The following is an 18,798-nucleotide window of genomic DNA, read 5'->3' on the forward strand; positions in this document are numbered from 1 at the left end:
TACCGTCCGGCGGCGGGTCAGCGGACGCGGCCCGCCGCCAGGACCAGCCGGGCCAGCTCCTCGTGCAGGATGTCGCCGTGCGCGCCGGCCGGCGGGCCGCCCCGCCGGACCACCGCCGACGCGTCGACGTTCACGCACCCCGAGGCGGGCAGCCCCGCCCGCAGGGCCTCGGCGAGGGTGTACGCGCGCGTGCCCGGTACGGCTGCGATCCCGCCGTACCCCATCGCGCCCCACCGGGCGCCCAGGGCCCGCCGGACGGCCGGGCCGGCGACCGACCGGCTGTCGCCCGCCATGCGCGAGGCCAGCGGGTACATCGTTCCCAGGGCCGTGTCGTACCGGGAGTGACAGCACACCAGGGGCCCGTCGACGCGGTTCTGCTGTCCCTGGAGGACTCCTCCGGCCCGGGGGTCGTGCGGCAGCCGGGCGGCGAACGCGTAGTGCGAGAAGGCCCCTTGGAGCAGCGTCACCGACTTCACCGTGCGTACGCCCTCGGGCAGTCCGCGCAGCGCGAACGACACCAGCCGCGCGCCGAAGCTGTGGCCCACGAGGTGCACGCGCACCTCCGGCGCCCTCTCGGCGAGCTGCCCGACGACCCGGCCCAGACCGCGCTCGCCGACCGTGCCCGCGCGCCGCTTCATCGCGTAGTACGTGGCCTGCCGCAGCAGTTCGTGGGCACCGTCCCAGGGGTTCGGGATCCGCAGGTCGCGCCGCTCCCCGTCGGACGCGGGATCCGCCAGCGCCCGAGCGAACTCCGCACAGGCCGCCGCCGAGGAGCCGGCGAACATCTCCGGCTCGCTCTGCGGCACGCCCTCCGCCACGGTGTCGGCGGCGAACAGCTCCTGCGGCCCGGGCGCCACCACCTCCACCAGCAGGCGCACCAGCCGCCCGAACTCCTCCAGTTCGGCCTCCTCCGGCGGCTGCTGCTCCAGCAGCCGGGCGATCTGCTCGACCAGGACCGCCCGGCCCGGGAACGTCTCCAGCAGCGCGTGCCGGGTGTCCTTGTCCAGGACCGGCCGCCGGGGCGCCCCGGCGGCGACGGCCCGCGGAAAGTCGGGGATGGGCTCGTCGGAGAACCGCATCGCCGGCCACAGCACCCCGGCACAGCCGATCCGGGCCGCCGGGGCCAGCCGCGGCACGGGCGCGAGGAAGCGGTCGTAGAGGCGTCTCGCGCCCGAACGGTCGTTGTTCCAGCCGTGCGCGAAGACGATCAGGTCGCGCACCTTCCGCTCGCGCACCCCGGCGAGCAGCCGGTCGCGCGCGCGTCCCAGCGGATCCCCGTCCGCGTCGAACGTCAGCTCCCAGTAGGGACTCACACGCATCGCCGGATCCGCCATGACAGGCCCCCTCGTCCCCCGGGTGACGCCGCGATGTGGGCGCATCGTCCTGCCGACGGGCGGGATTGGCCATACGTCACGGACACATCGGGGGCGACCGGCCGATCGCTCAGCGGTAGAGGAGGTACTTCCGCCGGGTCCTGCGGAACGCCGCGAGCTCCTCCTGCCACCCGGCGACCACCTCGTCGGTGTCCGCGCCCGCGTCGATCATCGTGCGCACGAGCGTGCTGCCGGTGAGTTTGTCGATCCAGTGGTCCGGCCGCCAGGCGAAGCCGCTCCAGCCCCGCTTGGCGGTGACCAGCAGCCCGATCCCGGTGCGCACCGGGTCGAAGGCCGCCCGGTCGTGCACATGGAGCTGCACCCCGCCGACGGTCTTCCCCTGGAACTTGGAGAAGGTGGGGGCGAAGTACGCCTCCCTGAACCGGACACCGGGCAGGGCGAGTTCGTTCGCCGCGGCCGCCCAGTGCCGGTCGATCCCCTCCGCGCCGAGCAGTTCGAACGGCCGCGTGGTGCCACGTCCCTCCGACAGGTTGGTGCCCTCGAACAGGCACGTCCCGGAGTAGACCAGGGCCGTCTCCGGCGTGGGCATGTTGGGGCTCGGCGGCACCCAGGGCAGCCCGGAGGCGTCGTAGAAGTCGGAGCGCCTCCAGCCCGACATCGTCACGGTCTCCAGCGGCACGGGCTCGGTCAGGAACTCCCCGTTGAACAGTCGCGCCAGCTCCGCGACGGTCATGCCGTGCGCCTGGGAGATCGGCTGCCGTCCGACGAACGTCGCGAACTCCCGGTGCAGGACGGGCCCGAGGGCCGCCCGGCCGGTCACCGGGTTCGGCCGGTCCAGGACCACGAACCGCTTCCCCGCGAGCTGCGCCGCCTCCATGCAGTCGTACAGGGTCCAGATGTACGTGTAGAACCGCGCGCCGACGTCCTGGATGTCGAAGACGACCGTGTCCACGCCGGAGGCGGTGAAGACGTCCGCGAGCGGACGGCCGCTCTTGAGGTAGGTGTCGTAGACGGGCAGTCCGGTGGCCGGGTCGTCGTGGCGGCCCTCGGAGCCGCCGGCCTGGGCGGTGCCGCGGAAGCCGTGCTCCGGGCCGAAGACGGCGGTGAGGTCGACGCGGTCGTCCGCGTGCATCACGTCGACGATGTGGCGGGCGTCGCGGGTGATGCCGGTGGGGTTGGTGACGACGCCGACCTTCTGGTTCTGGAGCAGGGCGTAGCCGTCACGGGCGAGCCGGTCGAAGCCGGTGCGGAGCCGCTGGTGGGGCGGGGCCGCGGCGGCGGTGGGCGCTGCCGAGACGGCGGCCGTGGCGGCTGCCGTGAGGACGGCTCGTCTGGAAGGGCGCATGCAGGGGCCTCCGTGATCCGTTTTGTTCCGGTTCGTCGTGGCTGGTCGCGCAGTTCCTCGCGCCCCTAGGGTGCTGCGCCGCCCCCTTCCTTGAAACATACCGACCGGTTAGTCTGGGCCTGTTGCTGAGCCGCGTCTTAAGGAGACCGATGGTGGGAGCCTTTCAGGGGTCGGGCGTCGTTGTCACGGGAGCCGGGGGCGGGATCGGAGCCGCGCTCGCCCGGCGGTTCGCCGACGAAGGGGCCCGGGTCGTCGTCAACGACCTGGACGCCGAGCGCGCCAAGCGCGTCGCCGAGGAGATCGGCGGGATCGCCGTCGCCGGCGACGCCTCGGCGATCGTCGCCGACGCCCTGGACGCGCTCGACGGGACCGTGGACGTCTACTGCGCCAACGCCGGTGTCGCCTTCGGCGGCGGCGACGCGGACGCGCCGCTGGACGAGACGGGCTGGGCCGCCTCCTGGGACGTGAACGTCATGGCCCACGTCCGGGCCGCCCACGCCCTGCTGCCCCACTGGCTGGAGCGCGGGAACGGGCGGTTCGTCTCCACGGTCTCGGCCGCCGGACTGCTCACCATGATCGGGGCCGCGCCCTACGCCGTCACCAAGCACGGCGCTCTCGCCTTCGCCGAGTGGCTGTCGCTGACCTACCGGCACCGGGGCGTGAAGGTGCACGCCATCTGCCCGCAGGGCGTGCGCACCGACATGCTGGCCGCGACCGGCAGCGCCGGCGACCTGGTGCTCCAGCCGACCGCGATCGAGCCGGAGGACGTCGCGGACGCCCTGTTCCAGGGCATCGCGGACGACCGCTTCCTGATCCTGCCGCACCCCGAGGTCGCCGCCTACTACCAGGCCCGGGCCGGTGAGCCCGACCGGTGGCTGTCCGGCATGAACCGCCTCCAGCAGCAGTGGGAGGCCACCCGGTGACCGGCTCCCGTTACGCCGCCAAGCCCTGGCTCGCCCTGCTCAGCGACGCACAGAAGGGCGCGATCGACCCCGACGGCTCCCTGGTGCACGCCCTGCGCCGGGTGGCGGCCGAGACACCGGACGCCGGCTTCCTGGCCTACTTCGACGGCCGGCTGACCTACCGCGAGGCCGACGAGCTCAGCGACTCCGTCGCCGGGCACCTGGCCGCGCGCGGGCTCGAGCGCGGCGACCGGGTCGCGGTGCTGCTGCAGAACTCCCCGCACTTCGTGCTCGCCGTGCTCGGCGCCTGGAAGGCGGGCGCGGTCGTCGTGCCCGTCAACCCGATGTACAAGTCGGGAGAGGTGGCCCACGTCCTGCGTGACGGCGAGGTGGCCGCGCTGATCTGCTCGGACCGGGCCTGGGAGTCGTATCTGCGCGAGACGGCGGCCGGCTCGCCGGTGCGGATCGTGCTCACCGCCTGCGAGCTGGACTTCCAGACCCGGGGCGACGCGCGCGTGCTGACCTTCGAGCGCCTGCCGCAGGCCCCGGACGCGGACGACCTGGTGGCCGTCGCGCGGGCCGGGCACCGGCCGCCCGAGGGCCGGGACCCCGACCCGGCCGGTACCGCCCTGATCAGCTACACCTCGGGCACCAGCGGCACGCCCAAGGGCGCCACCAACACGCACCGCAACATCATGTACAACGCCGAGCGGCAGCGGACCGGCCTCGGCCTGCCCGAGCGCCCCGTGTACTTCGCGCTGGCGCCGCTGTTCCACATCACCGGCATGGTCTGCCAGTTCGGCGCCTGCCTGAACAGCGCTGGCACGCTCGTGCTGGCCTACCGCTTCGAGGCGGGCGTCGTCCTCGACGCGTTCGCCGAGCACCGGCCGCACTACACGGTGGGCCCGTCCACGGCCTTCATGGCCCTGACCGCGCACCCGGACGTCACCCGGGACCACTTCTCCTCCTTCCGGGTGATCTCCTCCGGAGGCGCCCCGCTGCCCCCGGCGCTGGTCGAGAAGTTCCGGGCGGGCTTCGGCCCGTACATCCGCAACGGCTACGGACTGACCGAGTGCACCGCGCCCTGCGCCTCCGTACCACCCGGTCTGGAGGCGCCCGTCGATCCGGTCTCCGGGACGCTCGCCGTGGGGCTGCCCGGCCCCGACACGGTCGTCCGGATCGTCGACGACACCGGCGAGGAGGTGCCCTTCGGCGAGCAGGGCGAGATCGTCGTGAGCGGTCCCCAGGTGGTGCCCGGCTACTGGCGCCGCCCCGACGCCACCGCCGAGACCTTCCCCGGGGCCGAGCTGCGCACCGGCGACATCGGCTTCATGGACGAGCAGGGCTGGCTGTACGTCGTGGACCGCAAGAAGGACATGATCAACGCGTCGGGCTTCAAGGTGTGGCCGCGCGAGGTCGAGGACGTGCTCTACACGCACCCGGCCGTGCGGGAGGCCGCCGTGGTGGGCGTGCCCGACGGGTACCGCGGCGAGACCGTCAAGGCGTACATCAGCCTGCGCCCGGGCGCCGAGACGGACCCGGATGCGCTCGCCGCCCACTGCAAGGAGAGACTGGCCGCCTACAAATACCCGCGCCAGGTGGAGATCCTGCCGGACTTGCCGAAGACGGCCAGTGGGAAGATCCTCCGTCGGGAACTCCGTTCCCGGACGCACGACAACTGACAGCAGTACGGAAAGGCAGGTGGCGGCAGTGCCCAGGACCACGGACCCGGACGGCACTCCCGTCCCTCAGCGGCTCCTGGCCGCCGCCACCCGGCTCTTCGCCGAGCAGGGCTACGACCGCACCTCGGTGCAGGAGATTGTCGAGGCGGCCGGTGTCACCAAAGGGGCGCTGTACCACTACTTCGGCTCGAAGGACGACCTGCTGCACGAGGTGTACGCGCGCGTGCTGCGCATCCAGCAGGAGCGTCTCGACGCGGTCGCGGGCGCGGACGAACCGGTCGAGAAGCGGTTGCGGGCCGCGGCGGCGGACGTCGTGGTGACGACGATCGACAACCTCGACGACGCGATGATCTTCTGGCGGTCGATGCACCACCTGAGTCCCGAGAAGAACAAGCAGGTGCGCGCGGAGCGCCGCCGCTACCACGAGCGCTTCCGCGCGCTGATCGAGGAGGGCCAGCAGACGGGCGTCTTCTCCAAGGCGACCCCGGCGGACCTGGTCGTGGACTACCACTTCGGCTCCGTCCACCACCTGTCCACGTGGTACCGCCCCGACGGCCCGCTCAGCCCCCAGGAGGTCGCCGACCACCTGGCCGACCTGCTGGTCAGAGCCCTGCGCCCGTAACGCTCGCGGGCCGGGTGGGGTTCAGGGGGCGCAGCCCCCTGAACCCGCCCTCTCACACGTACCGCTTCAGCTCCCGCCGGGCCAGCGAGCGCTGGTGCACCTCGTCCGGACCGTCCGCGATCATCAGCGTCCGCGCCCCCGCGTAGAGCTCCGCCAGCGGGAAGTCCTGGCTCACGCCACCCGCTCCGTGCAGCTGGATCGCCCGGTCGAGGATCTCCACGACCGCCCGCGGCGTCGCGATCTTGATCGCCTGGATCTCGGTGTGCGCCCCGCGGTTGCCCACCGTGTCCATCAGCCACGCCGTCTTCAGCACCAGCAGCCGCAGCTGCTCCACCGTCACCCGCGCGTCGGCGATCCAGTTGTGCACCACGCCCTGCTGCGCGAGCGCCTTCCCGAAGGCCTGGCGCGACACCGCCCGCCGGCACATCAGCTCGATCGCCCGCTCGGCCATGCCGATCAGCCGCATGCAGTGGTGGATCCGTCCCGGCCCGAGCCGCGCCTGGGCGATCGCGAAGCCGCCGCCCTCCTCGCCGACGAGGTTCGACACCGGCACGCGCGCCCCGTCGAAGATCACCTCGGCGTGCCCGCCGTGGTAGTGGTCCTCGTAGCCGAACACCTGCATCGCCCGCTTGATCGTGACGCCCGGGGTGTCACGCGGCACCAGCACCATGGACTGCTGGCGCCGGATGTCCTCCCCGTCCGGGTCGGTCTTGCCCATCACGATGAAGATCTTGCAGTCGGGGTGCATGGCCCCGGAGATGTACCACTTGCGGCCGGTGATGACGTACTCGTCGCCGTCCCGCTCGATGTGGGTCGTGATGTTCGTGGCGTCGGAGGAGGCCACGTCCGGCTCGGTCATCGCGAACGCCGAGCGGATCTCACCGGCCAGCAGCGGCTCCAGCCACTGCTTGCGCTGCTGTTCGTCGCCGAACTGGGTGAGCACCTCCATGTTGCCGGTGTCGGGCGCCGCGCAGTTCGTCACCGTCGGCGCCAGCTGCGGCGAGCGGCCCATGATCTCGGCGAGGGGCGCGTACTGCAGGTTGGTGAGCCCGGCGCCGTACTCGGAGTCCGGAAGGAACAGGTTCCACAGGCCCTGCCTGCGCGCCTCGGCCTTCAGCTCCTCCACCACGGGCGGGTTCTCCCACGGGGACGCGAGCCGTTCGCGCTGCTCGTGCGCCACGGCCTCGGCCGGGTAGACGTGCTCGTCCATGAAGGCGAGGAGCTTGGCGCGCAGCTCTTCGGTGCGCGCGTCGAAAGCGAAGTCCATACGGATCAGCCCTCCTGGAGGCCTTCGTTGAGCGTGGTCAGTCCGTGCCGGACGAAGACGGGCACGAGGTCGCCGATGCGGTCGAAGCCACGCCCGACCGTCTGGCCGAGCGTGTAGCGGTAGTGGATGCCCTCCAGGATCACGGCGAGCTTGAACCAGGCGAAGGCCGTGTACCAGGAGACGGCGGAGACGTCGCGCCCCGAGCGCGCGGCGTACCGCTCGATGAGTTCGGACGGCGAGGGGTGCCCGGGCGCCTCGGCGGTGGTCGAGACGGGCGACTCGGGCATGCCGAGCGGCATGCTGTACATCACCAGCAGGCCGAGGTCGGTGAGCGGGTCGCCCAGGGTCGACATCTCCCAGTCGAGGATCGCCCGGATCGCGTCGTCCTCGCCGATCAGCACGTTGTCCAGGCGGTAGTCGCCGTGCACCACGGCCGGGGCGGGGGAGCGGGGCAGTTCCCGCCCGAGCGCGGCGTGCAGCTCGTCGATGCCGTCCAGGTCGCGGTTGCGGGAGGCGTCCAGCTGCTTGCCCCAGCGCCGCAGCTGCCGGTCCAGGAAGCCCTCGGGCCGCCCGAAGTCGGCGAGACCCACCGCGCCCGGGTCGACCGCGTGCAGCTCCACCAGCGTGTCGACCAGGTTCAGCACCGCGCCCCGGGTCCGCTCCGCACCGAGCGGGAGGAGCTGGTCGGCGGTGCGGTAGGGCGTGCCCTCGACGAACTCCATGACGTAGAACGGCGCCCCGAGCACCTCCTCGTCCTCGCACAGCAGCACCGGCCGCGGCACCGGCACGGCGGTCGGGTGCAGTGCGCTGATCACCCGGTGCTCGCGCTTCATGTCGTGCGCGGTGGCCAGGACGTGGCCGAGCGGCGGCCGCCGTACGACCCAGCGGTCGGTACCGTCGGTCACCGCGTAGGTGAGGTTCGACCGTCCGCCCTCGATCAGCCGGCCGGACAGCGGGCCGTCGACCAGGCCGGGGCGCTCGCGGTCGAGCAGGCCGCGCAGCCGGTCGAGATCGAGTCCGGGCGGGTGGTCGGGGCTCATGCGTCGCTCCTACGGGCAGGTGAACAGTTCCCGACTCATGATGCCGACCGGTCGGTATGTCGTCCAGAGCCGGGCCGAAACGTGATCGGAGCCACGATAGGCCGACGGCGGTCCCGGCGGGGCTCGGGGCGCTTTCCGGCCGGTTCGTTCAGGCCATCCGGCTTGCGTGCCACCCGCCGAGCCGTGAGGGTCGAACCCATGAAGGCGATCAGCTACTCACGGTACGGCGGACCCGAGGTGCTGGCGTTCGGGGAGGTGCGCGACCCGGTCGTCGGCCCGGACGCGGTGCTGGTGAAGGTGCGGGCGGCGGCCGTGAACCCCGTCGACTGGAAGGCCCGCGAGGGCTACCTGGCCGGCATCCTCGCCCCCGTCTTCCCCGTGGTGCCCGGCTGGGACCTCTCGGGTGTCGTCGTCCGCCCCGGGGTGGCCGTCTCGGAGTTCGACGTCGGCGACGAGGTCATCGGCTACGTCCGGGAGGACTTCCTCTCGCGCGGCACCTTCGCCGAGTACGTGGCCGCGCCGCTGCGCACCCTCGCCCGCAAGCCGCGCAACCTCACCTGGGAGGAGGCGGCCGGCCTGCCCCTGGTGGGACTCACCGCCTACCAGGTGCTGCGCAAGGTGCTCGAAGTGAAGCGGGGCGAGACCGTGCTGGTGCACGCGGCGGCCGGCGGCGTCGGCTCGATCGCCGTGCAGCTCGGCGTCCACCTCGGGGCGCGGGTGATCGGTACGGCCGGCGAGCGGAACCACGACTTCGTACGGGGCCTGGGCGGGGAGCCGGTGACGTACGGCGAGGGTCTGGGCGAGCGGGTGCGGGGCCTGGCGCCCGAGGGCGTGGACGCGGTGTTCGACACGGTCGGCGGCGACGCCCTGAAGGTCTCCGCGAACCTGCTGGCCCCGGAGGGCCGGCTGGTGTCCATCGCCGACAACGAGGTGGTGAACTACGGCGGCCGCTACTACTTCGTCCGCCCCGACGCCGAGGACCTGCGCCGGCTGTCCGACCTGGCGGAGCAGGGCGTGGTGAGCGTGCACGTCGACGAGACGTTTCCGCTGGAGCGGGCGGCGGACGCGCACCGCCTGAACCAGGAGGGCCGCACCCGCGGCAAGATCGTCGTCACGGTGGACCAGGGCCGGTGAGGAGCGCGGCGCCTGCGGACACGGCCTAGAGGACGAGGGTCGCACCGCACACCGCCATCGCCACCGTGCACAGCACCGCCGCGGCGGCGTGCCGGGGCGCGAACGCCGCGGGACCCGGCGACGCCGCGAGCACGCGGATCCGGCGGTGGGCGATGACGAGCACCCCGAGCCAGAGCGCACAGCACAGCGCGCACGCCACGATCCCGGCCGCCGACGCCCCGCCGTGCAGCGTGGTCTTCACGGCGAGCACGGCGACGACCGTGCCGGACAGTGTCGTACGCCGCCAGGCGAGCCGGGTCCGCTCCGGCTGCAGCCCGGGGTCGCGCTCGGGACCCCGCCGGACCGCCGGCGGGCTCATCCCTCCCATCCCACGAGCACCACGACGACCATGGCGACGGCCACGACCGCCACGACGAGGCTCAGCAGCGCGGGGAACCGGGACACCGGCAGGTCCTCGCCCCGGCGCATCGCCCGCTCGCAGCGCACCCAGTGGTTGACCGCCCGCAGCGAGCACAGCACGCCCGCGGCGAGCAGCGCGAGCGCCAGCCCGACCCGCCAGCCCCAGCGCAGGTCCGGCAGGAACTGGTCCACGGCGAAGCCGCCGCCGATCAGCGCGAGCGCGGTGCGCAGCCAGGCGAGGAAGGTGCGTTCGTTCGCCAGCGAGAACCGGTAGTCCGGCGTCTCGCCGTCCCGCCGCACCTCGGCGGGCGCGAACCACAACCGGACGTTCCGTACGAACTCGATCACGTGCGCGACCCTACCCGGGGCGGGATCGCCCGCGGCGTCAGCCCGTCGCCCGGAACGCCCTGAGCCGTTCGTACGCCGCGAGCCCGTCCGGCACCCACTCCCAGTCGGCCAGGCGCCGCTCCACCTCGTCCTCGGGCAGGAAGTCGTGCCAGGCGACCTCCTCGGCCTGCGGCCGTACGGGCAGCTCGCAGCGCACCTCGTACACCGCCGACCACCAGCTGCGGCCGGCGCCGTCGTCGTAGAGGAACTTGAAGAGGAATCGCGGGTCCGGCAGGCCGCTGACGCCCAGCTCCTCCTCGGCCTCGCGCAGGGCGGCCGTGTCGTAGGCCTCGCCCGCGCCGACGACGCCGCCGACGAACATGTCGTACAGGGAGGGGAAGACCAGTTTGGTCGGCGTCCGGCGGTGCACGAAGATCCGGCCCTCACCGTCTCTGGCCAGCACGAACACACAGCGGTGCCGCAGGCCCCGGGCGTAGGCCGCACCGCGGGCGGACCGCCCGACGACCCGGTCGTGCTCGTCGACGATGTCGAGGATCTCGTCAGCAGCGCTCATACCCACATCCAAGCAGGGGCGGGGGAGCGGGGGCAGGACCGTCAGGGGGAGGCCGGGCTCACGGCGGGTGTGGCGGCCCGCGCGGGCCGCGCCGCCGACCCCGTCGGCAGCGCCGGGTGCAGCCCCAGCAGCACGATCCCCGCGACGACGGCCGCGAGACCGCCCGCCTCCCAGGTCAGCGCCACCACGTCGGTGCGCAGCCGGTCGCCCAGGAAGCCGACGCCGCAGATGATCCCGGCGAGCGGCTGGGCCGCGGTCAGCGCGGGCAGCGACTTGCGCAGGGACGCCGTCTCGAAGGCGCTCTGCACGAGGACCAGCCCGGTCACGCCGAGCGCCAGGACCGCGTAGGGCTGCCAGCCGGTCAGCAGCTCGGCCAGGCCGCCCTCGGCGGCTTTCTGCCCGCTCACCCGGGTCAGTGCGTCCTGCACCCCGTAGAGCAGCCCGGCGGCCAGGGCCAGCAGCACCGGACCGGAACCCAGCCGGGAGCGCCGGCCGCGGGCCGTGAGGAGCAGGGCGAGCCCGATCATCACGCCGATGATCAGCCACTGCCGCACCGGATCGGCCGTGGCCGTGCCGCCCTCGGGCTGCCCGGCCACGATGAACGCCGTGACGCCGCCCGCGAGCAGCAGCAGACCCGCCCAGCCCTGGCGGCCCAGCGGCTGCCCGGACTGCTTGCGGGAGAGCGCGAGCGCGAAGAGCAGGTTCGTGGCCAGCAGCGGCTCCACCAGCGACAGCTCGCCCTGTCCGAGGGCGGCTGCGCCCAGCGCCATGCCGACCACCATCAGCCCGATGCCGCCGAGCCAGCGGGGCACCTTGACCAGGTCGAGCAGCAGCCGGAAGGAGAGGAAGTCGCTCAGCGGGGCCCGCTGGGCCGCGTTCTGCTGCAGGACGAAGCCGAAGCCGAGACAGCAGGCGGCGCCGAGGGCGAGCGCCAGGACAAGAACCGACACGCGGTGTACCTCGATCGTCAGGTCGGGTCACGATGGCGTAGGGGCCGACTGTACCGGCCGGCTCAGCCCGGCGCGCCCGTACGTCCTGTCATCGTCGGGGCCGCTGTCCGCCCGCGCTATGACGTACGTCACAAAGGGCGAAACGGATAAAACGGCCGCCGGTCACCTGGTCACCAGGCGTCTCATTGATCACAAGGCCCTCACGGGCAACGGTAGTTGACGCGTGTAACGCGACGGCGGGCCTTGACGGCAAGCGTTGGCACGGGGTTGGCTGTGCGTGATCAGTTCATGGCGGTGCGCACATCCCGCGCGCCGACGACCACCGTGAGCCGAAACACAAGAAGAGCGCGTGAGGAAGTCCCGCGGTGTCCCCACCCCCGCCTCCCCTCGGCCGTGGCCGCAGACGTGCGGCGCAGGCCTTCGACGAGGCCCTCGACGACGCCGATCTGGTGACCGCGCGCGCCGCCCTGGCGCAGGGCCGCTGGCAGAACGCCCGTTCCCTGCTGGTCCACACCGGCGACGACTGGGACCGCCGCGGCCACCGCGTCGCGGTCCTGGCCCGCGAGTCCTACACGGCAGCCTGGGCCGGGGAGTGGCTGCTCGCCGAACCCGAGTCCGCCGACGCCCCGGTGCTGCTCGCCGTGGCCCAGGTCCGGCGGGTCCTGCAGGGCAAGGGCAAACCCGCCCGCGCCCGTGAGGCCTGCCGGGAGGCCGCCGCCCGCGTCCCCGCCGACCCCACCCCCTGGCTCGGGCTGCTCATGCTGGAGTGCGCGGTCGGCACCGACCAGGACGTCGTCCGGACCTTCGAGCAGGTCCGCGCCCGGTACGCCGACCACCACCACGCCCACCACCTGATGGTCGCCCGCCTCGCCGGCCGCCGCACGGAGGCCGGGCCCGACCCCCTGCACGAGGTCTACGACTTCGCCAACTGGGCCGCCGAACAGGCCCCCGCCGACTCCCCGCTAGCGATCCTGCCGGTCATCGCCCACGCCGAGCGCTACCGCGCCCTGGCCGCCGCCGGGCACGAGTCCGCCGACCCGGCCGCCTCCGGCCACTGGACCGGCCGCCGTGCCCGGCAGGTGATGAAGGCCGCCTTCGACTGGTGGCTGGAGTGGGAGCTGGAGGGGCATCCGCGGCGGCTGATCGACCTCAACTTCCTCGCCCACGCCAAGTTCTGCGAGGGACGGGGTGCCGAGGCCGCCGCCCTGTTCCACCGCATCGGTCCCCACGCCACCCCGGCGCCCTGGTCGTACCCGGACCGCGACCCGCACACCGCCTTCGCCGCCGCCCGCGCCGGCGCGCTCGGCACGGCCTGATCCCCCGTATCCCCGTCTCCCACCAGTGAGGACGCCCTCCCGATGACCACGGACAGTTCGCGCACGAGCACCTCCGCCCCAGGTGGCGGCATCAGTACGTTCAAGGGGCAGGAGCGGGCCCTGCGCGCCGACCGGCTCGGCACCGGCGGCCTGCTGCTGTCCGTGCTCGCCGCGACCGCACCGCTGATGGTCGTCGCCGGTGTCATGCCCACGACATTCGCGGTGATGGGCATCGTCGGCCAGCCCCTGCTCTTCGTGCTCCTGGGCGTGGTCCTGATCCTGTTCAGCATCGGCTACGCCGAGATGAGCCGCCACGTCCACAACGCGGGCGCCTTCTACGCCTACATCTCCCGCGGCCTCGGCGGTACCGCCGGAGCGGGCGCCGCCCTGGTCGCCCTCGTCGCCTACAACGCGCTCCAGATCGGCATCTACGGGATCCTCGGCTTCGAGGTCTCCGGGCTCCTCGCCACCTACGCCGAGATCGAGGTCGCCTGGTGGATACCGGCCCTCGTGGCCGCGCTCGCCGTCGGACTGCTGGGCTGGCTGAAGATCGACGTCAACGCCCGCGTGCTGGGGGTCCTGCTGGCCATCGAGGTGCTCCTCGTGGTGATCTTCGACGTCGCGGCCCTGGCCGACCCCGGCACCCAGGGCCTGTCGCTGCACGCCTTCAACCCCGACACCCTCACCGGTGCGGGCGTCGGCACCGCGCTGTGCTTCTGCATCGCCGCGTTCCTCGGCTTCGAGCAGGCTCCGGTCTACGCCGAGGAGACCAGCCGCCCGCACGTGCTGGTGCCGCGCGTGATGTTCCTCGCCGTCGGCGGGGTCGCCGTCTTCTTCGCGCTGAGCAGCTGGGCCCTGACCGTCGCCACCGGCCCCGCGGCGATCGTCGGCACGGCGCAGAAGCAGAGCGCCGGGCTGCTGTTCTTCCTCACCGAGTCGCGCCTGGGCGCCACCTTCACGGACGTCCTGCACGTCCTGTTCGTCACCGGCATGTTCGCCGCGCTGCTCAGCTTCCACAACGTCGTCGCCCGGTACGCCTTCGCCATGGGCCGCGAGGGCCTGCTGCCCGCCGCCTTCGGCCGCACCAGCGGCAGCAGCGGCGCCCCCGGAACCGGCTCGCTGCTCCAGACCGTCGTCGCCGTGGTCGTCGTGAGCGGCTTCGCGATCGCCGACGACAAGCCGGTCGGCGACCCGACCGCCCCCGTCCTGCACCTGTTCACCTGGCTCGGCAACATCGGCGCCCTCGGCGTGATCGTCCTGATGGCGGCGGCCTCCCTGTCGGTCGTCGTCTTCTTCGTCCGCCGCGGCGCGGCCGGTGCCCAGGCCTGGCGGCTGGTCACCTCCGCCCTGGCCGGGATCGCGCTGCTGGTCATCGCCGGCTACACGGTCAAGGACTTCGACGTCCTGGTCGGCGCCGGCCCCGGCTCCGCGCTCAGCTGGGTGCTGCCCGGCGTCATCGGCCTCGCCCTCGTGGCCGGGCTGCTCCTCGGCCTGGTGCTGCGCGCCCGCGCTCCCGAGAAGCACGCCCGCATCGGACTCGGCAACGAGGCCTTCCAGCTGGACAAGGCGGCGTCGTCCTGACCCCGCCCGCACGCGAAGTGGTTACGGAACTCTGACGAGCACCCGCGATCCCTGTCCTGGAGGGACCGCGGGTGTTCGAATGAGGACGTGAACCCGGACGTACATCAGGGCGTGGACACGGACCACCCCGAGCAGCGGGGCACCCCGGTCGGCCGCCGCGTCTTCCTCGGCACGCTCGCCCTGGGCGCCCTCGGCGTGGTGGCGGCACCCCCGCTGCAACGCGGCCTGGAGGGCTTCCTCGGCAGCGCCGCCGACCAGGACCCCACCGGCCTGACCGGCCTGCTCCCGAACGGCGGCGGCTTCCGCTACTACTCGGTCGCCTCGTCGGTCCCGCGCAGGAACGCCGACACCTACCGCCTCAAGGTCGACGGACTGGTCGACCGTCCCACCACCTACACCCTGGCCGACCTCAGGGCCCTCCCGCAGACCCGCATGGTCCGCGACGTCCAGTGCGTCACCGGCTGGCGCGTCCCGGACACCCCCTTCGAGGGTGTACGCCTGTCCCGTCTCCTGGACGCGGCGGGCGTCCGTCCCACGGCCCGGGCCATCCGCTTCACCTGCTTCGACGGCACGTACACCGAGAGCCTCACCCTCGCCCAGGCCCGCCGCGCCGACGTCCTGGTCGCCCTGCGCATGCAGGACGAGGACCTCGGCCACTCCCACGGCGGCCCCGTCCGCCTCTACGTGGCGCCCATGTACTTCTACAAGTCCGCCAAGTGGCTCTCCGGCATCACCGTCACCGACGAGGTCAGGCCCGGCTACTGGGAGGAGCGCGGCTACGACGTCGACGCCTGGGTGGGCCGCTCGAACGGACGCGACGATGAGCCTACGAGCTGACCCGCGCCCGGCAGCGGTGGAGGTGCGCCGCTTCACCCCGGCCCAGCGCCGGGTCCACCGCACCACGGCCGTCCTGATGGGCGTCTGCGTGGCGACGGCGGCCTGCCTCTACGTCCCGCAGCTCGCCGAACTCGTCGGCCGCCGGGCCCTCGTCGTCACGCTGCACGTGTGGGCCGGACTCGCCCTGCCCGTCCCCGTGCTGGCGGGCCTGGCCTCCCGGGCCTTCCGCGCCGACCTGGGACGCCTCAACCGCTTCGGCCCGCACGACCGCACCTGGCTGCGCGCCGCCCTGCATCGCGACAGACGCCACGCGTCCCGGCCGGCGGGCAAGTTCAACGCCGGCCAGAAGATCTACGCGGCCTGGGTCGCCGGGGCGAGCGTGGTCATGCTCGCCACGGGCCTGATGATGTGGCTCACGCACCTCACCCCCCTGTTGTGGCGCACCAGCGCGACCTTCGTCCACGACTGGCTGGCCCTCACCCTCGGCATCGTCCTGGCCGGGCACATCGGCATGGCCCTGGCGGATCCGGAGGCGCGACGGGGGATGCGCACCGGCAGCGTGAGCAGGGAGTGGGCGGACAGGGAGCACCCGTTGTGGCGCGACTAGCCCTTCGCCCCGGGGGCGCCCCGTCCCACGGGCTCTCACCCGCCGGGGCGCCCCGTACGCCGCCGCGCTCCTAGATCACGAGGGACAACAGCAGGACCAGACCGCCGGCGACCACCGAGATGATCGTCTCCATGACGGACCAGGTCTTGATGTTCTGGCCGACGCTCAGCCCGAAGTACTCCTTCACCATCCAGAACCCGGCGTCGTTGACGTGGCTGAAGAACAGCGAGCCGGCACCGATGGCGAGGACGAGGAGAGCGGCGTGCGTGGTGGACATGTCCGCCGCGAGCGGGGCGACCAGACCGGCGGCCGAGACCGTGGCCACCGTCGCCGAACCGGTCGCGAGCCGGATCACCACCGCGATCAGCCAGGCCAGCAGCAGCGCGGGGATGGCCCAGTCCTCGGAGATGTCCAGGACCATCTGCCCCACGCCCGTGTCGATGAGCGTCTGCTTGAAGCCGCCGCCCGCGCCCACGATCAGCAGGATGCCCGCGATCGGCATGAGGCTCTTCTCGACGAGCGGCGAGATCCGCTCCTTGGAGAACCCGGCGGGCCGCAGCAGCGTGAAGATGCCGACCAGCACCGAGGCCAGCAGGGCGATCATCGGGGCCCCGACGACGTCGAAGACGCGCTGCACGGCGTTCTCGGGGTCGTCCACCACGATGTCGACCAGTGCCTTGGCGAGCATGAGGATCACCGGGAGCAGCACGGTGAAGAGCGTGGCGCCGAAGCCGGGACGCTTCTCCAGGTCCTCGGAGGCGCGCTGCGGGATCATCTTCTCGGGGGCCGGGACGTCGACCCAGCGGGCCGCGTACTTCGAGAACACCGGCCCGGCGATGATCACCGTCGGGATGGCGACGAGGACGCCGAGCGCCAGCGTCACGCCGAGGTCGGCCCCCACGGCGTCGATCGCGACCAGCGGGCCGGGGTGCGGCGGCACCAGGCCGTGCATCACGGACAGGCCCGCCAGCGCCGGGATGCCGATGCGCATCAGCGAGTAGTTGCCGCGCTTGGCGACCATCAGCACCACCGGGATCAGCAGCACGATGCCGACCTCGAAGAACAGCGGCAGTCCGATCACGGAGGCGATGAGCACCATCGCCCACGGCATCGAACGCCCCCCGGCCCTGTCGAGGATGGTGTCGACGATCTGGTCGGCGCCCCCTGAGTCGGCGAGCATCTTGCCGAGGATCGCGCCGAGGGCGATCAGCACTCCGACACCGGCGACCGTGGAGCCGAGGCCGGTGCTGAAACTCGTGAGGACCTTGTCCAGGGGCGCCCCGGCGATCGCGCCGAGCGCCAGCGACCCGATGGTCAGCGCCAGGAAGGCGTGCAGCTTGAACTTGGTGATGAGCAGGACGATGACGGCGATGCCCGCCAGGACGGCGATGCCCAGCTGAGCGTGGCCGGCCGAGGTGATCGGCTCGGGTGCGTCCGCTGCCAGCATCTCGACGCTGAGTCTGGTCACGGGGTGTTTCCCTTGCGTTGGGGGAGTCGGGGAGAGGGGAAGCGCCGGAAAGGGCTAGCCGATCGGCTCGGGGAGCGAGGCGAGGGCGTGCTCCGCCCGCTCGGTGATCTCCGCCGGGCTGCCCGCGACGTCCACGGCGACCCCGGCCTCGTCCGCCTGGAGCGGCTGGAGCGTGGCGAACTGGGAGTCGAGCAGCGCCGTGGGCATGAAGTGCCCCTGCCGGTGCGACATCCGGTCCTCGATCAGCGCGCGGTCGCCCGTGAGGTGCACGAAGACCACGCCGGGCGCGGCGGACCGCAGCCGGTCGCGGTACGACCGCTTCAGCGCCGAGCAGCTGACCACCCCGCCGAGCCCGGCCCGCCCCTGTGCCCAGTCGCCGATGGCGTCCAGCCAGGGTCCGCGGTCCTCGTCGGTGAGCGGCGTTCCGGCCGTCATCTTGGCGATGTTGGCGGGCGGGTGGAAGTCGTCGCCCTCGGCGTACGGAACGCCGAGCCGGGCGGCGAGCAGGGGACCGATGGTGGTCTTGCCGGTGCCCGCGACGCCCATGATCACGACGACATGGGGGGTGTTCATCGCTGCCTCACTGTCTGCTGTCCTCGTCGACACGTGATGTCGACGCCACTGAAACCCATTAGGTACGACGAATTCAAGAGTCAGTGATAAATAAGTCTGACTTTTTGTCTCCGTGATCTACCCCGTACGCTGAGTGCATGAGCACACCGGGCCGGGGGCTGCACGGCCGCGTACTGGACACCCTCGGCCCCGAGATCACCGCGGGGGAGTACCCGCCGGGCAGCGTCCTGCGCACGGACGAGCTCGCGCAGCGCTTCGACGTGTCACGCTCCGTGATGCGTGAGGCGGTCCGGGTCCTGGAGTCCATGCACCTGGTCGAGTCCCGCCGCCGCGTCGGCGTCACGGTCCGCCCCAGGTCCGAGTGGAACGTCTACGACCCGCAGGTCATCCGCTGGCGGCTGGCCGGCGCCGACCGCCCCCAGCAGCTGCGCTCCCTGACGGTGCTGCGCTCGGCGATCGAACCCGTCGCGGCCGGCCTCGCCGCCCGGCACGCCACGTCCGAGCAGTGCGCCGAGCTCACCGAATGCGCCCTCGGCATGGTCGCCCACTCCCGCGGGCGCAAACTGGAGGGCTATCTCGTCCACGACGTCGCCTTCCACCGCGTGATCCTGTCGGCCTCGGGCAACGAGATGTTCGCCCGCCTCGGCGACGTTGTCGCCGAGGTCCTCACCGGCCGTACGCAGCACGACGTGATGTTCGAGGACCCCGACCCGGCCGCCGTCACGCTGCACGTGCGCGTCGCCGAGGCGGTCCGCGCCGGCGACGCGGCCCGGGCGGAGGAACTGACCCGCGAGATCACGATCGGCGCCCTCCAGGAACTCGACATCCTGGCGCCGTGAC

General features: G+C 72.7%; 19 protein-coding genes. 9 read left to right on the top strand and 10 right to left on the bottom strand.

The window, feature by feature from the left end:
* Window positions 1–17: 17 nt before the first annotated feature.
* Together ACIGAQ_RS33225 and ACIGAQ_RS33230 are read right to left on the bottom strand one after the other, a co-directional pair.
* Window positions 18–1,334 carry a serine-threonine protein kinase gene (locus ACIGAQ_RS33225; RefSeq protein WP_399789598.1) on the bottom strand — a complete coding sequence of 439 codons (1,317 nt, stop codon included), beginning with the start codon at window positions 1,332–1,334 and terminating at the stop codon, window positions 18–20.
* A gap of 109 nt (window positions 1,335–1,443) precedes the next feature.
* Complete coding sequence (locus tag ACIGAQ_RS33230) at window positions 1,444–2,679, bottom strand: exo-beta-N-acetylmuramidase NamZ domain-containing protein (RefSeq protein WP_399789601.1); 1,236 nt, start codon at window positions 2,677–2,679, stop codon at window positions 1,444–1,446.
* 149 nt (window positions 2,680–2,828) lie between these two features.
* On the opposite strand from ACIGAQ_RS33230, the gene ACIGAQ_RS33235 reads away from it, so the two are divergent.
* From ACIGAQ_RS33235 to ACIGAQ_RS33245, 3 genes are read left to right on the top strand one after another with little or no spacing between them, the layout of a single operon-like run.
* On the top strand, window positions 2,829–3,602 hold the full coding sequence (locus tag ACIGAQ_RS33235) for an SDR family oxidoreductase (protein WP_399789604.1): 774 nt from the start codon (window positions 2,829–2,831) through the stop codon (window positions 3,600–3,602).
* Complete coding sequence (locus ACIGAQ_RS33240) at window positions 3,599–5,263, top strand: class I adenylate-forming enzyme family protein (RefSeq protein WP_399789607.1); 1,665 nt, start codon at window positions 3,599–3,601, stop codon at window positions 5,261–5,263. Before ACIGAQ_RS33235 ends, ACIGAQ_RS33240 begins: the two co-directional genes overlap by 4 nt.
* A 28-nt stretch (window positions 5,264–5,291) precedes the next feature.
* Window positions 5,292–5,885 (top strand): TetR/AcrR family transcriptional regulator, encoded by a 594-nt coding sequence (locus tag ACIGAQ_RS33245; RefSeq protein WP_311684030.1) that lies wholly within the window; start codon window positions 5,292–5,294, stop codon window positions 5,883–5,885.
* A gap of 52 nt (window positions 5,886–5,937) precedes the next feature.
* Here the strand turns inward: ACIGAQ_RS33245 and ACIGAQ_RS33250 are convergent, their stop codons facing one another.
* Both ACIGAQ_RS33250 and ACIGAQ_RS33255 read right to left on the bottom strand, forming a co-directional pair.
* Window positions 5,938–7,152, bottom strand: a complete 1,215-nt coding sequence (locus tag ACIGAQ_RS33250; RefSeq protein WP_399789610.1) for an acyl-CoA dehydrogenase — start codon at window positions 7,150–7,152, stop codon at window positions 5,938–5,940.
* A 5-nt stretch (window positions 7,153–7,157) separates the two neighbouring features.
* A complete protein-coding gene (locus tag ACIGAQ_RS33255; RefSeq protein ID WP_311684034.1) occupies window positions 7,158–8,192 on the bottom strand; it encodes a phosphotransferase family protein in 1,035 nt (344 codons plus the stop codon).
* Between the two features lie 198 nt (window positions 8,193–8,390).
* Here ACIGAQ_RS33255 and ACIGAQ_RS33260 point away from each other — a divergent pair, with 198 nt between their 5' ends.
* Window positions 8,391–9,326, top strand: coding sequence for an NADP-dependent oxidoreductase (locus ACIGAQ_RS33260; protein WP_399789613.1), 936 nt, complete (start codon window positions 8,391–8,393; stop codon window positions 9,324–9,326).
* Window positions 9,327–9,351: 25 nt separating this feature from the next.
* Here the strand turns inward: ACIGAQ_RS33260 and ACIGAQ_RS33265 are convergent, their stop codons facing one another.
* Genes ACIGAQ_RS33265 through ACIGAQ_RS33280 form a run of 4 tightly spaced genes read right to left on the bottom strand, consistent with a single transcriptional unit; the run spans window position 9,352 to window position 11,576 of the window.
* Complete coding sequence (locus ACIGAQ_RS33265) at window positions 9,352–9,684, bottom strand: DUF202 domain-containing protein (protein WP_399789616.1); 333 nt, start codon at window positions 9,682–9,684, stop codon at window positions 9,352–9,354.
* Window positions 9,681–10,073, bottom strand: coding sequence for a YidH family protein (locus ACIGAQ_RS33270; RefSeq protein WP_094055328.1), 393 nt, complete (start codon window positions 10,071–10,073; stop codon window positions 9,681–9,683). Before ACIGAQ_RS33270 ends, ACIGAQ_RS33265 begins: the two co-directional genes overlap by 4 nt.
* 37 nt (window positions 10,074–10,110) lie before the next feature.
* A complete protein-coding gene (locus tag ACIGAQ_RS33275; protein WP_311684041.1) occupies window positions 10,111–10,626 on the bottom strand; it encodes an NUDIX domain-containing protein in 516 nt (171 codons plus the stop codon).
* A gap of 41 nt (window positions 10,627–10,667) precedes the next feature.
* Complete coding sequence (locus tag ACIGAQ_RS33280; protein WP_399789620.1) at window positions 10,668–11,576, bottom strand: DMT family transporter; 909 nt, start codon at window positions 11,574–11,576, stop codon at window positions 10,668–10,670.
* A 365-nt stretch (window positions 11,577–11,941) separates the two neighbouring features.
* On the opposite strand from ACIGAQ_RS33280, the gene ACIGAQ_RS33285 reads away from it, so the two are divergent.
* The 4 genes from ACIGAQ_RS33285 (at window position 11,942) to ACIGAQ_RS33300 (ending at window position 15,917) form a co-directional block, all read left to right on the top strand.
* On the top strand, window positions 11,942–12,892 hold the full coding sequence (locus tag ACIGAQ_RS33285) for a hypothetical protein (RefSeq protein WP_399789623.1): 951 nt from the start codon (window positions 11,942–11,944) through the stop codon (window positions 12,890–12,892).
* A gap of 42 nt (window positions 12,893–12,934) precedes the next feature.
* Window positions 12,935–14,473: an APC family permease gene (locus ACIGAQ_RS33290; protein WP_362278992.1), complete on the top strand. Its 1,539-nt coding sequence runs from the start codon at window positions 12,935–12,937 to the stop codon at window positions 14,471–14,473.
* An 87-nt stretch (window positions 14,474–14,560) separates the two neighbouring features.
* On the top strand, window positions 14,561–15,310 hold the full coding sequence (locus tag ACIGAQ_RS33295) for a molybdopterin-dependent oxidoreductase (protein ID WP_399789626.1): 750 nt from the start codon (window positions 14,561–14,563) through the stop codon (window positions 15,308–15,310).
* Window positions 15,294–15,917 (top strand): cytochrome b/b6 domain-containing protein, encoded by a 624-nt coding sequence (locus ACIGAQ_RS33300; protein ID WP_311684050.1) that lies wholly within the window; start codon window positions 15,294–15,296, stop codon window positions 15,915–15,917. The genes ACIGAQ_RS33295 and ACIGAQ_RS33300 overlap by 17 nt, the downstream gene beginning before the upstream one ends.
* Before the next feature lie 70 nt (window positions 15,918–15,987).
* Here the strand turns inward: ACIGAQ_RS33300 and ACIGAQ_RS33305 are convergent, their stop codons facing one another.
* Window positions 15,988–17,385: a GntP family permease gene (locus ACIGAQ_RS33305; RefSeq protein ID WP_399789629.1), complete on the bottom strand. Its 1,398-nt coding sequence runs from the start codon at window positions 17,383–17,385 to the stop codon at window positions 15,988–15,990.
* Window positions 17,386–17,439: 54 nt separating this feature from the next.
* Window positions 17,440–17,958, bottom strand: coding sequence for a gluconokinase (locus tag ACIGAQ_RS33310; protein ID WP_362278993.1), 519 nt, complete (start codon window positions 17,956–17,958; stop codon window positions 17,440–17,442).
* A 137-nt stretch (window positions 17,959–18,095) separates the two neighbouring features.
* Between ACIGAQ_RS33310 and ACIGAQ_RS33315 the strand changes: the two genes are divergently transcribed.
* Window positions 18,096–18,797 (top strand): FadR/GntR family transcriptional regulator, encoded by a 702-nt coding sequence (locus ACIGAQ_RS33315; RefSeq protein ID WP_311684057.1) that lies wholly within the window; start codon window positions 18,096–18,098, stop codon window positions 18,795–18,797.
* Window position 18,798: the final 1 nt, after the last annotated feature.

This window comes from Streptomyces sp. NPDC085932 (genome assembly GCF_044540525.1).
In the GTDB taxonomy this organism is placed as follows: domain Bacteria; phylum Actinomycetota; class Actinomycetes; order Streptomycetales; family Streptomycetaceae; genus Streptomyces; species Streptomyces levis.